The sequence below is a fragment of the Halothiobacillus diazotrophicus genome (assembly GCF_001663815.1).
GTDB lineage: Bacteria > Pseudomonadota > Gammaproteobacteria > Halothiobacillales > Halothiobacillaceae > Halothiobacillus > Halothiobacillus diazotrophicus.
This window is the reverse complement of the sequence record NZ_CP016027.1, coordinates 982,189-994,543: the sequence shown is the minus strand read 5'-3', so window position 1 is coordinate 994,543 and position 12,355 is coordinate 982,189. Positions and strand designations below refer to the sequence as shown.

Sequence of the window (12,355 nt, the reverse complement as noted above, 5' to 3'; positions counted from 1 at the left end):
GATGTGACCAGACGGGTAAAACGGTCTGTTTTTGATTTTTTTGGAGCGAGTTATTGATGGCTGATATTCCTGTAAATTCTGCACGCCGGCGATTTCTGACGGGATCGGCCACCGCGGTGGGCGCAGTCGGAATGGGCTTCGCAGCCGTTCCTTTTCTGTCTTCCTTTGAACCGAGCGCCAAGGCGGAAGCCGCAGGCGCGCCGGTCGATGTCAATGTGGCCAAGTTGTCCCCGGGACAGATGGTCACCGTCGCCTGGCGGGGCCAGCCCATCTACGTGGTGCACCGCACCCCGAAAATGATCGAATCGCTGCCCAGTCTCGACAGCCAGTTGCTGGACCCGGACAGCAAGGTGCAGAGTCAGCAGCCGAAATTCGCCGACAATTTCTACCGGTCGCGCAAGGAGCCGTTCCTGGTCGTCGTCGGTATTTGTACGCACCTCGGCTGTGCGCCGACCTACCGCCCCGAAGTGGCGCCGAAGGATCTCGGCCCCGACTGGATCGGCGGGTTCTTCTGCCCCTGCCACGGTTCCAAGTACGATCTGGCCGGCCGCGTCTACAAATCGATGCCCGCACCCCTGAATCTCCTGGTGCCGGATTACATTTTTGCCAGTGAGGATCTGATCCGCATTGGTGTTGCGGAGAAAAAAGCATGATTCAAAAACTCGGCAAATGGGTGGACGACCGTCTACCCATCTCGCATTTCTGGAATGCGCACCTCGCACAGTATTACGTGCCGAGAAACTTCAACTTCTGGTACTTCTTCGGTTCGATCCTGCTGATGATCTTCGTGATCCAGATCGTCACCGGCATCTGGCTGGCCATGAGCTACAAGCCGTCGGCCGCCGAAGCGTTCAACTCCGTCGAATACATCATGCGCGACGTGCACTGGGGCTGGCTGATCCGCTACATGCACTCCACGGGCGCGTCGTTCTTCTTCATCGCCGTCTACCTGCACATGTTCCGCGGCATGATGTACGGCTCCTACAAGAAGCCGCGCGAACTGATCTGGATCTTCGGCGTGCTGATCCTGCTGGCGCTCATGGCCGAAGCCTTCATGGGCTACCTGCTGCCGTGGGGGCAGATGTCCTTCTGGGGTGCCCAGGTCATCATCTCCCTGTTCGGTTCCATCCCGTACATCGGCCCCGATCTGGCGCTGTGGATCCGCGGCGACTACGTGGTTTCCGACGTCACCCTGAACCGGTTCTTCGCCCTGCACGTGATCGCGCTGCCGCTGGTGCTTCTGTTCCTGATCGGTGGCCACATCATGGCGCTGCACGAAGTCGGCTCCAACAACCCCGATGGCATAGAGATCAAGTCCAACAAGGACGAGCACGGCAAGCCCATCGACGGGATTCCGTTCCACCCGTACTACACCGTAAAAGACCTCTTCATGGCAGGGTTCTTCATGTTCCTGTTCGCCCTGGTGATCTTCTACTGGCCGGACGGCGGCGGGAAATTCCTGGAAGCACCGAACTTCATTCCGGCCGATCCGCTGAAAACCCCGGAACACATCGCGCCGGTCTGGTACTTCGCACCGCACTACGCGATCCTGCGCGCCGTGCCGGACAAGTTCCTCGGCGTGGTGGCCATGGGCGCCGCGATCCTCATCTTCTTCCTGCTGCCGTGGATCGATCGGGGTCGCACCAAGTCCATCCGCTACCGCTCGATGGCGTTCAAGGTGCTGCTGTTCTCCTTCGTCGTGGCCTTCATCGGCCTGGGCTACCTCGGTACCCAACCCGTGAGCTACTGGCACACCCTGTTCGCGCGGATTTTCTCATTCGTTTACTTTGGCTTTTTCGTGGCGCTTTTCGTGGTCAGCCGAGTTGAAAAGACGAAACCTGTACCGGAGCGGTTGACATGATCAGAACCTTTGTCTTCATCATTGCGAATCTGCTGGGGGTGTCCGCAGCCCTGGCCGGCGGCGGGGAGGGCGGCGTGCCGCTCAAGCACGTCGACATCAACCTGAACGACAAGGCCGCACTGTACCGTGGCGCAGAAACCTTCCTGGCCCGCTGCGCCACCTGCCACAACGCCGAATACATGCGCTACGGCCGCGTCGCGAAGGATCTGGGCCTGAACGACAAGCAACTGGCGGCCCTGCTGCCGCCGGGCGCCAAGCCGGGTAACGAAATGATGGGCTTCATGCCGGCCGACTACGCGAAGGTCGTTTTCGGTGTCGTTCCCCCGGACCTGAGCCTGATCGCCCGCGTCAAAGGTGCCGACTGGCTCTACACCTATCTCACCTCGTTCTATGCCGATCCGGGCAAGCGTTGGGGCGTGAACAACGCCGTCTTCCCGGGTGTGGGCATGCCGGACGTCTTCGCGGCCGAGCAGGGCGTTCTGCAGCCGGTATACAAGGACGTAAAACTGCCGGACGGCTCGACCGACAAGCGCTTGGATCACCTCGAAGCCCCGCTTGTGCCGGGCAGCATGCAACCCGCCCAGTTCGACAGCATGGTCAAGGACCTCGTCGCCTACATGGTGTACATGTCCGAACCGGCCAAGATGCAGCGCATGGCCTATGGCCCGTACGTGCTCGTGTTCATCCTCCTGTTCACCGTGCTGATGTACTTCCTGAAGAAGGAATACTGGCGTGATGTGAAAAAGGCGCCCGACGCGTAAGACGCGCGTCCGTGAAACATGACAAAGGCCATGCATTGCTGCATGGCCTTTGTTTTTGGGGATCAGACTCGCTTGGGGATGTGCCGCGGTGAAATCGACGAAGGCACTATCGCGATTGATAATTCACGAGCGTACCGTTAACCCGATGAAGCTATTGTGTTTTCCTGCGGTTGCTGCAATGCTTCGTGCCTATCAGACCATGTGTTTAACGCGGATTTTTCATGAAGGTGTGTTTGCTTTTGAAGACGAGCCCGCTATTTTTACGGCATCGAGCAAAAACAAGGAGATAGACCATGAGTGATTGTGTTATACACCTACACCCACCGAAATATACACCTGTTAAGGTGTATATTGCTTGTTAGCCATCATGAGTGCCATGCCGATTTCTTTGTTTGTCGACAGCAACGCTTGGGATGCATTCTTCGATCGAGGAGTCGATTTGCGCTTGGAGCTTCCTAGCGATCAATTTTCCATTCAGATAACAAGGGAAGCGGAGTTTGAAATCCCTCACATGCCCTCTGAAAAACGCAAGTATGTCGAGGCCGCTCTGAACGACAGAATGATTTCTACCGATACGTATTTCGGGTTCTACGACGAATCTCTACCGCCGGAGCAACAACGGGTAGCTGGCTTTGATTGCGGGCGTTTTGCAAGCGAGGAAGAGTTGGCGGTCCTCCGCGCGGAGAGGTCTTCGGTTGGCCCAACTAAGAGACCCACCGGCCTATACAGAAATGAGGCTGACGTCTCGCTTGCCGCGAGATCGACGGTATCAGTTGTCCTGACCTGCGATGGAAAAAGAGCGCTAAAACGCGCCAAGACAAAACACGGCGGCACCGTCATCGATCTAAAGAAATGGAACGCCGGAGAGTCGCTTGCAACTTTTATTCGCGCCGAGCTTTCCAAATGATGGCTAACCCGCCGCTCCAGGGGACGCCCGAGAAGCTATGCTTCTCGGTTCCCTCCGGCCTTCGGCCTCCGGTCGCCCCTGAGCTACGGCGTTAGCCCTTTAAAACAAATGTGGACTCCGAACGAATTTAAGGCGAAACCTAAAAGGATGGATTTTTCATCCTCCGGGCAAGGAACTGTGGAAGTTACTTCCATTTACGCCGATGACGAGAATCTAGCAAACGCAATCGAATTGATGGACTTTGATGAAGATCCCATTCAATTTCAAGTATGCGACCACTGCGGGTACCCGGGTTGCGCTTCTGGCGGCTGGCTCTCTATAAGAAAGCTCAGCAAACTTATTTTTATGCTGCCAGCATTTGGAAAAATGGATCAAGGGTCTTGGGAAGCGAGCGAATATGATCCGCCCTATTTCACGCGGGTGAAAGGTTCAATCCTATTGGACGAAGAAAAATATCGTGAACTAAAGGCTATTTCGCCCAAGTTACCTAACATAGAGCAAATAGCCCATGTTTCGTCCTACGAACTTGCGCGATTACTTCAATGGGAGGCTCCATTCCGTGTTCTCGGTGACTATCCTAATCCAATAAGTTTTCGGCGCGAATTGCTAAGTACGACATCTTTGTCCGATGACGACGAAGCACTATGGATTCTTTTGGACATCTTTCGTTTATTCGAGACTGGTGGGATAACGACTGATCTATCTTCAGTAGAGGAAGGGGATGAACGGGCATCATTCTTTTTAGATGTTTCGGATTTCATTGAGTGGAATCCGTTAGTCAAAAAGCCGGGCGGCCAATATGGGCTGGTTTTAAAAAATGGCTATTGTGTCGTTGAAAGTAAAAAGGGCTAACAATCGCATGCACGCGGACGGTAAAAAGCGGCGCTCCTCGTTCCTCGTCGCACCACTTTTTACCGCCGGTGATGCGAAACGTTAGGCATCACGAATATGAGCCAAGAAATCGCTGACACCATCAAAGCAGAATTTGAGCGCTTAACCGGCATAAGTGTGTCAGCAACATTCATGCAGAATGGTCAAAGCCACAATCCAACTACCCTTCAAACAGGATGGTGTGGCGTTTACGTCTTCATGAATGAAAGGTGTTGTTTCAAGGTTGGTAAGGCTGGCGCAAAAAGCAAAGCCAGATGGAACTCCCATCATTACAACTTGGACGAAACCACCCCAAGCACAATGCCGAAATCAATAATGAAACACAAAGAACAACTCAAAAATCAATACCCACCAGAAAAGCATCTGGAAATCGACTCGCTTTCAAAACTGAACATCCAGAACTGGATCAAGGCCAACATGTCCCGCATTGAGTTGCTTATCAAAGACAACGGCGATTCATTTGCGCTTGGCCTGCTTGAGGCGTTAGCGCAATATCATTTAAAACCGATATTCGAGGGTAAAAATGCCTAACAATCGCTTCGAGAGGGACGCTCCGCCAGCAAGCTTCGCTCGCTGTCTCCGCGCCCCTCAAGCTAAACGTTAGGCACTCTGGCGATTCTTGGTGTTTTCTGTCAGCAGTTCGGTAGCCCAATCTGGCAGCAAACACGCCCTTCAAATTCCGGGTCGCGTATCGTCGGGGCTTGGTGCATAGTGGCAGGGAAGGGTGTCGCCCACAGGGAGGTACCGCAGGTCATGGGTTCACCGGCATTTCATCATCCCGCGCCTAACATCACGCTCAACCCGACCGCCCACCGGCTACGCCGCTGGGTTCCCTCCGCGCGCCGCGCTCCGGCGGCGGGTTAGCTTAGGCGTTATGCGTAAAGCTCTTAGCCGTGGCAAATAACTGGAACATCCCTGCTTGGTTAGAAACGGAAGTCCGCGCCCGCGATAAAGCGTGCGTCTATTGCGGCACGCCATTTACCACTCCCAAAGTTTCCACAAAGTCGTCAGCAAGCTGGGAACACATCATCAATGATGAAAAAATCATCACAAGAGAAAACATCGCGCTTTGCTGTCGTGGGTGCAACTCCAGCAAAGGCCAAAAACAACTCTCTGTATGGCTGCTGTCGGAATACTGCCGAGAACGCGGAATCTCAAAAGAGTCTGTGGCCCCAATAATCAAGCAGGCAATCGCAAGTGGCCTATAAATCACGCATAACAAATCATTCCAGCGGACCGTCAAAAGCTGCGCTTTTGCCGTCCGCTGAATTCAAACGTTATGAGTCTGTATGAACGAGAATATGTTACCGAAAGATGCTGATCTATATCAGCGCATAGAAGAAGTAGTTCATTATATTTGGGACCCTATCGGGGTCAGCGGTATGCCTCAAGCTCGTGACGAATATCATAGTTATATGACTGCTATCTACGGTCGGGTGCAAGCAGGAAATCTTGAAGATATTGTTGAATATTTAAAATGGGCAGCATCTGAAAATATGGGATTGTCTTTTGATAAAGAAAAAGCAATAGAAGCTGCAAAGGTAATGCTTGATTGGAAAGAATTTATCAATGAAAACTCATAAAAATTCACTCCAGCCGACGTCGGCGCTACCGCGCCGCCTCGGCTGAGCTTAACCGTTAGGCACTCGGGCGATACTTGGTGTTTTCTGTCAGCAGTTCGGTAGCCCAATCTGGCCGCAAACACGCCCTTCAAATTCCGGGTCGCGCATCGTTGGGGCTTGGTGCATAGTGGCAGGGAAGGGCGTCGCCCACAGGGAGGTACCGCACGTCATGCGTTCATCGTCTTTTCATCATTCCGCGCCTAACATCACGCTCAACCCGACCGCCCACCGGCTGCGCCGCTGGGTTCCCTCCGCGCGTCGCGCTCCGGCGGCGGGTTAGCTTAGGCGTTAGGCACTTGGGTGGTTTTTGGTGTTTTCTGCCAGCAGTTCGGTAGCCCAATCTGGCAGCAAACACGCCCTTCAAATTCCGGGTCGCGCATCGTTGGGGCTTGGTGCATAGTGGCAAACAAGGGCGTCGCCCACAGGGAGGTACCGCACGTCATGGTTTCATCGTTATTTCATCATCCCGCGCCTAACATCACGCTCAACCCGACCGCCCACCGGCTGCGCCGTTGGGTTCCCTCCGCGCGTCGCGCTCCGGCGGCGGGTTAGCTTAGGCGTTAGCACGCACAATTATGGACGCACTCACCTTCATTGTGGAACTGACGAAAGCTGCTGCATGGCCACTAGCCACGATCACTCTAGCGGTCATGTTTCGCGGAGAGTTACGTAGGCTCCTCAGCCGGATCAAGAAGGGGAAAGTCGGTTCTGCCGAGTTTGAATTTGAGAATGAGGTCGAGAAACTAGCTGAACAAATTGTGACAAAGGCTCCTGGAGGTGAAGCCATTTTGTTGGAGCCAGCAACCGTTCAGTCGGCTACGGCCAACCCCCGCGAGACACTACTTAGTGCATGGATAGAGATTGAGGTGGCCCTAAAATCGCTCGCTAAAAAGCATGGCCTCCTCACTACACAAACAAGATACAACTCCATGGCACTAATCCGAGCGCTTGCGAGGGCAGAGCTTCTCCCAAGAGCCTATGTTCCTGGGTTCATGGCGCTGCGACGTCTCCGGAATACGGCCGCACACGAGGTCGACTTTAGCCCCTCCGAAGAAGCCATTCTTGGCTATCTCGAAATTGCAGAGGAACTAAAGCAACTTGTTCTGGGGGCTATCAATGCGTGCTAACCCATCAGTCAACCGGACGCCCCAACAGCGTAGCTGTTGGGGTACCCTCCGCGCGGCGCGCTCCGGCGCCGGTTACTTCAAACGTTGGGCGTCTATTTAGCGAGGCGGTGGTAGTGCTCGAAAAATTGAAACAACGTGCGCGTCATCTCAAGGCAGAAACCTTTGCGCTTTACCTTGCCGCGCGTGACCCGCGGACGCCTTGGTACGCCAAGCTTCTTGTTGCTGGTATCGTTGCTTATGCCTTCAGCCCCATTGATCTAATTCCAGACTTCGTGCCTGTTCTTGGCTACCTGGATGATCTCATTCTGATACCTCTGGGTATCGCATTGGCAATCAAATTGGTCCCCCATTCCGTTTTGGCCGAGTCCCGAACACGGGCACAGGAAACCATTAAGAATGGAAAACCAGTAAGCCGAGTTGCTGGCTCAGTAATTGTTATAATTTGGTTGGTGTTGGCTGCGCTCTGCATCGTGTGGGGTTATGAATCATTCATGGTGCAACCGTGAGCACGCCCAACAATTCGCTCAACACGGACGGGCAAAAGCGGCGCTTCGCTCTGCTTTTGCCCGCCGGTTAGCTCGAACGTTAGGCACTACGGTGATTTGAGGTGTTTTCTATCAGCAGCCTGGCAGCCAAATCAGGCTGCAAACAAACCCCAAATTCCGGGTCGCGCATCATTGGGGCTTGGTGCATAGTGGCAAACAAGGGCGTCGCCCACAGGGAGGTACCGCACGTCATGGTTTCATCGTTATTTCATCATCCCGCGCCTAACATCACGCTCAACCCGACCGCCCACCGGCTGCGCCGTTGGGTTCCCTCCGCGCGCCGCGCTCCGGCGGCGGGTTAGCTTAGGCGTTAGGGGCATCTAAAGTGAGGATTACACTTTATTCACTATTGTATATATTCGTAATATTGCTAGGAAAGCTTTCCGATATCGCACCTGGATTTATATCCACTCCGCTACGAAATTTCGAGCTTACTTTAAGAGAACGAATTTATTGGTGTGGACCAGGAGGCTTTGATGACGCAATTAGCCAAGATTTAGAGAAAAAGCCAGAAATATATTCAGAAGCCTATATAAAAAGGTTATATAATTCAAAACCTGGAACTGAACAAGAATTAAATGCGCTACATCATCTTATTCTTTTCCTGGATATACCAACTATTCACGAAAGGGTAGAACGGTACGCACATACAAAGGCATCTACAAATGCAAAAGAAAAAGCGCTCAGAATATTGGAACAAAGTAAAAAATGGTAAATGCCCCTAACAAGCCGGTCAAGTCGCTCCCTACGGTCGCTGGGACGCTCCGCCGCGACGCGGCTCCGCGCCCCTTACCTTGTCGTTATGCACTACGGTAATTCGGGGCGTCTTCTATCAGCAGTCTGGCTGCCGCATCAGGCTGCAAACAAATCCCAAATTCCGGCTCGCGCATCGTTTTGGCTTGGTGCATAGTGGCAAGCTAGGGCGTCGCCCACAGGGAGGTACCGCACATCATGCGTTTGCAGTCTTATCATCATCCCGCGCCTAACATCACGCCCAACCCGACCGCCCACCGGCTGCGCCGTTGGGTTCCCTCCGCGCTGCGCGCTCCGGCGGCGGGTTAGCTTAGGCGTTAGGCACTCGGGCGATTCTTGGTGTTTTCTGTCAGCAGTTCGGTAGCCCAATCTGGCCGCAAACACACGATTCAAATTCCGGGTCGCGCATCAGTTGGGGCTTGGTGCATAGTGGCAGGGAAGGGCGTCGCCCACAGGGAGGTACCGCACATCATGCGTTTGCAGTCTTATCATCATCCCGCGCCTAACATCACGCCCAACCCGACCGCCCACCGGCTGCGCCGTTGGGTTCCCTCCGCGCTGCGCGCTCCGGCGGCGGGTTAGCTTAGGCGTTAGGCACTACGGTGATTTGAGGTGTTTTCTATCAGCAGCCTGGCAGCCAAATCAGGCTGCAAACAAACCCCAAATTCCGGGTCGCGCATCATTGGGGCTTGGTGCATAGTGGCAAACAAGGGCGTCGCCCACAGGGAGGTACCGCACGTCATGGTTTCATCGTTATTTCATCATCCCGCGCCTAACATCACGCTCAACCCGACCGCCCACCGGCTGCGCCGCTGGGTTCCCTCCGCGCGTCGCGCTCCGGCGGCGGGTTAGCTTAGGCGTTAGGCATGCATGAGGGATTGGGGGGATAGATATGAACATGAATGATCAAGCACAGTGGTATCTGAATACGTTTTTTACTCAGGGCGAATTTCCGGGTGGGCTTTCCTTTAATGCCGCTTTAAATCAGTGTAATCTGGACGGCACAATGGAAAGCCTTGACCGAGTAGATAGTTTGCTTGATCAGATTCGTACCAAAATCAAACCTGAATTTAATGCATTCTTGAACGTCCGGGCCAATCAAAACTTCTTGTATCTCTTATGTTTCTATGTCGGACATGTGATTGCCAAGTCATCTGGCAAGGCTGTCAGATGGCTGTCCTACCAAGACATGCTCAACGAAATACCTGACAACCGACAGTTTTTTCCAGAGTGTTTTCAGACTTCAGCAACGTGCATTACCCCTGTTAGCTTCTTTGTGCCACTCCATTCAATCACTATGAGGTTATTTGAGCCAATCACTACAAAGAGTGTCAGGCTTAGTGCCGAGGGTAATAGCGTCAAAAATGCCTAACCCTACGCTCAAGTTCGCTCCCTTCGGTCGCTGGGACTCCGCCACTGCGTGTCTCCGCCCCTTAGCTCCATGTTAGGCACGCGGGCGATACTTGGTGTTTTCTATCAGCAGTTCGGTAGCCCAATCTGGCAGCAAACACGCCCTTCAAATTCCGGGTCGCGCATCGTTGGGGCTTGGTGCATAGTGGCAAACAAGGCCGTCGCCCACAGGGAGGTACCGCACGTCATGCGTTCACAGTTTTTGCATTACATCGTGCCTAACAACACGCTCAACCCGACCGCCCACCGGCTGCGCCGCTGGGTTCCCTCCGCGCGTCGCGCTCCGGCGGCGGGTTAGCTTAGGCGTTAGGCACTCGGGCGATTCTTGGTGTTCTCTGTCATCAGTTCGGTAGCCCAAATTGGCCGCAAACACGCCCTTCAAATTCTGGGTCGCGCATCATCGGTGCTTGGTGCATAGTTGCAAGCAAGGGCGTCGTCCACAGGGAGGTACCGCGCGTTATGCGTTCATCGTCATTTCATCATCCCGCGCCTAACATCACGCTCAACCCGACCGCCCACCGGCTGCGCCGCTGGGTTCCCTCCGCGCGCCGCGCTCCGGCGGCGGGTTAGCTTAGGCGTTAGCTGCAAAAAGAGCATGGAACAGCCAATTGAAAAATATTTACCACCGCAGGTAATTCGTAGTGCCTTTGGGTTCTTCGGAAACTCTCATTACCGAGCGTTTACCGAAGCCTGCTCGCAGAAATTGGCCGAGGTGGTTGATGCAGAAACACACCTCATTGCTCTTAAACCTGAGGAAAAATGGAAAGATCAAGGCAGCAATCGTCACGTGCGGTTTGCTGGTCAAATCGTTCGAAAAAACGAAGAAGGCACTGTAGGTGGTGAAATTGTCTGGCTAAGTCGGCTGAAGTCGTTCCGGGGCTATTTCTGGTCAAACCTGAATCCCAAAAGCGATGCCGAGTTATTTTCCGAGGCAAAGCGCCTTTTCCACATGCAAAGGTATTCCGAATACTTGGCTTTGTCTGGGTATCTTGCCACTGCATACTCAGGGAATCGTGTTTTTCAACGCATGAACACTATTGCTCGGCAACGCACATGAATCCGCAGCTAACAAGTAAATCAAGTCGCCCGCAAGCGGGCTGGGACGTCGGCTTCGCCGCCGCCCCTTATTACGGGCGTTAGGCACTCGGGCGATTCTTGGTGTTTTCTGTCAGCAGTTTGGTAGCCCAATCTGGCTGCAAAAATACCCTTCAAATTCCGGGTCGCGCATCGTTGTGGCTTGGTGCATAGTGGCAGGGAAGGGCGTCGCCCACAGGGAGGTACCGCAGGTCATGGGTTCATCGTCTTTTCATTATTCCGCGCCTAACATCACGCTCAACCCGACCGCCCACCGGCTGCGCCGTTGGGTTCCCTCCGCGCGCCGCGCTCCGGCGGCGGGTTAGCTTAGGCGTTAGGCGAAAAAGTCACTAAGCCATGCCAACCTTAGACGACATATATCGAAAGTTTGGCTTCGCATCGGAAGCAGCTCAACTCCTTGAGACTGAGCTTGGCACCATCCTGTTGTTGGTTGGTGCGGTAGAGAAGGACCTAATTGAGAATCCAGACAGAGAAGCGGCAGCCGACCTATATACCAAGATCAATAGGAAAACCCTTGGTCAACTTCTTAAGGGCGTTCAGAAGTCCACCATTTCGGTGGAGCACCTGGAGGAATTACTGTCCAAGGCACTCAGCGAAAGGAATCGTCTGGCCCATTCTTTCTACCGTCAACACAACTTCCGCCGAAACACTGAAGAAGGCCGGCAAGTCATGCTGGAGGATTTGGAGCAGATTCATGAGGCCCTACTAGATGCATACAAAGCCGTAATGCTCTTATCTGGCGTTGACTTAGATAATTTGTCGATCAATGGTTTGCCAACGGATCACGTACCTATATGACCACTTCGCATCGCCTAACAAGCGGGTTTATCCGACCCACAAAAGCTGGCGCTTTTGCGGTCGGCTAACCCTTAACGTTAGGTTGCTTGAAGCATGCCGCTGACCCATCGCCCTGTTGCCGAAAAAGACATTCAAGTCATTTGCGGTTTTCCGCAAAGCGAAGATGAGTTGTTTTTCTTGTTCCCAAAGGCGGCATTCCCGCTGACCCCATCGCAGTTGCAGGAAGCAATCGCACTGCGTTCAGACTCAACGGTAGCGGAACTTGACGGTGAAGTTGCCGCTTTCGCCAACTTCTACCGCTGGGAGGCTGGCGGCTGTTGCTCCATTGGCAACGTCATCGTTTCCCCGGTGGCTCGTGGGCGCGGCGTGGGACGTTATCTCATTGAACAGATGATTGGCTTTGCTTTCTCAAAACATCAGGCCGCCGAGGTGACAGTATCGTGTTTCAATCAAAATGTTGCTGGCCTGCTGCTTTATCCGAAACTGGGGTTTCAGCCTTATGCCGTCGAGGAACGGCAAGACAAGAAAGGAAATCGGGTTGCACTTATTCACATGCGGTTGCCACGAAACGCAACCTAACATTGC

14 protein-coding genes are annotated in these 12,355 nt (G+C 53.8%); all 14 read left to right on the top strand.

Going from position 1 to position 12,355, the window contains the following annotated elements; genetic code table 11:
* Positions 1-56 precede the first annotated feature (56 nt).
* Positions 57-653, top strand: coding sequence for a ubiquinol-cytochrome c reductase iron-sulfur subunit (petA, locus tag A9404_RS04450; RefSeq protein WP_066099060.1), 597 nt, complete (start codon positions 57-59; stop codon positions 651-653).
* Positions 650-1,861: a cytochrome b gene (locus A9404_RS04445; protein ID WP_066099059.1), complete on the top strand. Its 1,212-nt coding sequence runs from the start codon at positions 650-652 to the stop codon at positions 1,859-1,861. The genes petA and A9404_RS04445 overlap by 4 nt, the downstream gene beginning before the upstream one ends.
* Complete coding sequence (locus A9404_RS04440; RefSeq protein ID WP_066099057.1) at positions 1,858-2,622, top strand: cytochrome c1; 765 nt, start codon at positions 1,858-1,860, stop codon at positions 2,620-2,622. The genes A9404_RS04445 and A9404_RS04440 overlap by 4 nt, the downstream gene beginning before the upstream one ends.
* Before the next feature lie 355 nt (positions 2,623-2,977).
* Positions 2,978-3,529, top strand: a complete 552-nt coding sequence (locus tag A9404_RS04435) for a hypothetical protein (protein WP_156521238.1) — start codon at positions 2,978-2,980, stop codon at positions 3,527-3,529.
* A gap of 147 nt (positions 3,530-3,676) precedes the next feature.
* Entirely contained in the window at positions 3,677-4,381 is a 705-nt protein-coding gene (locus A9404_RS04430) for a hypothetical protein (protein WP_066099054.1), read from the top strand.
* A gap of 96 nt (positions 4,382-4,477) precedes the next feature.
* A complete protein-coding gene (locus A9404_RS04425) occupies positions 4,478-4,951 on the top strand; it encodes a hypothetical protein (RefSeq protein ID WP_066099052.1) in 474 nt (157 codons plus the stop codon).
* A 758-nt stretch (positions 4,952-5,709) separates the two neighbouring features.
* Positions 5,710-6,003, top strand: coding sequence for a hypothetical protein (locus A9404_RS13355; protein ID WP_156521237.1), 294 nt, complete (start codon positions 5,710-5,712; stop codon positions 6,001-6,003).
* 614 nt (positions 6,004-6,617) lie between these two features.
* On the top strand, positions 6,618-7,169 hold the full coding sequence (locus A9404_RS04420) for a hypothetical protein (RefSeq protein ID WP_066099050.1): 552 nt from the start codon (positions 6,618-6,620) through the stop codon (positions 7,167-7,169).
* Between the two features lie 113 nt (positions 7,170-7,282).
* Positions 7,283-7,675 carry a YkvA family protein gene (locus A9404_RS04415; RefSeq protein WP_066099048.1) on the top strand — a complete coding sequence of 131 codons (393 nt, stop codon included), beginning with the start codon at positions 7,283-7,285 and terminating at the stop codon, positions 7,673-7,675.
* A 364-nt stretch (positions 7,676-8,039) separates the two neighbouring features.
* Complete coding sequence (locus A9404_RS13350; protein ID WP_156521236.1) at positions 8,040-8,429, top strand: hypothetical protein; 390 nt, start codon at positions 8,040-8,042, stop codon at positions 8,427-8,429.
* Positions 8,430-9,365: 936 nt separating this feature from the next.
* Positions 9,366-9,839 (top strand): hypothetical protein, encoded by a 474-nt coding sequence (locus tag A9404_RS04410; protein WP_156521235.1) that lies wholly within the window; start codon positions 9,366-9,368, stop codon positions 9,837-9,839.
* A gap of 633 nt (positions 9,840-10,472) precedes the next feature.
* Positions 10,473-10,934, top strand: a complete 462-nt coding sequence (locus tag A9404_RS13345) for a hypothetical protein (protein WP_156521234.1) — start codon at positions 10,473-10,475, stop codon at positions 10,932-10,934.
* Between the two features lie 374 nt (positions 10,935-11,308).
* A complete protein-coding gene (locus A9404_RS04405; RefSeq protein WP_066099043.1) occupies positions 11,309-11,770 on the top strand; it encodes a hypothetical protein in 462 nt (153 codons plus the stop codon).
* A 93-nt stretch (positions 11,771-11,863) separates the two neighbouring features.
* Positions 11,864-12,349, top strand: a complete 486-nt coding sequence (locus A9404_RS04400) for a GNAT family N-acetyltransferase (protein WP_066099041.1) — start codon at positions 11,864-11,866, stop codon at positions 12,347-12,349.
* Positions 12,350-12,355: the final 6 nt, after the last annotated feature.

Bases quoted from the DNA above. Each gene is read 5' to 3' on its own strand.
- A9404_RS04410 (WP_156521235.1), top strand. From the start codon at position 9,366: ATGAATGATCAAGCACAGTGGTATCTGAATACGTTTTTTACTCAGGGC.
- A9404_RS04440 (WP_066099057.1), top strand. From the start codon at position 1,858: ATGATCAGAACCTTTGTCTTCATCATTGCGAATCTGCTGGGGGTGTCC.
- A9404_RS13355 (WP_156521237.1), top strand. From the start codon at position 5,710: ATGAACGAGAATATGTTACCGAAAGATGCTGATCTATATCAGCGCATA.
- A9404_RS04420 (WP_066099050.1), top strand. From the start codon at position 6,618: ATGGACGCACTCACCTTCATTGTGGAACTGACGAAAGCTGCTGCATGG.
- A9404_RS04430 (WP_066099054.1), top strand. From the start codon at position 3,677: ATGGATTTTTCATCCTCCGGGCAAGGAACTGTGGAAGTTACTTCCATT.
- A9404_RS04445 (WP_066099059.1), top strand. From the start codon at position 650: ATGATTCAAAAACTCGGCAAATGGGTGGACGACCGTCTACCCATCTCG.
- A9404_RS04405 (WP_066099043.1), top strand. From the start codon at position 11,309: ATGCCAACCTTAGACGACATATATCGAAAGTTTGGCTTCGCATCGGAA.
- petA (WP_066099060.1), top strand. From the start codon at position 57: ATGGCTGATATTCCTGTAAATTCTGCACGCCGGCGATTTCTGACGGGA.
- A9404_RS04400 (WP_066099041.1), top strand. From the start codon at position 11,864: ATGCCGCTGACCCATCGCCCTGTTGCCGAAAAAGACATTCAAGTCATT.
- A9404_RS04425 (WP_066099052.1), top strand. From the start codon at position 4,478: ATGAGCCAAGAAATCGCTGACACCATCAAAGCAGAATTTGAGCGCTTA.
- A9404_RS13345 (WP_156521234.1), top strand. From the start codon at position 10,473: ATGGAACAGCCAATTGAAAAATATTTACCACCGCAGGTAATTCGTAGT.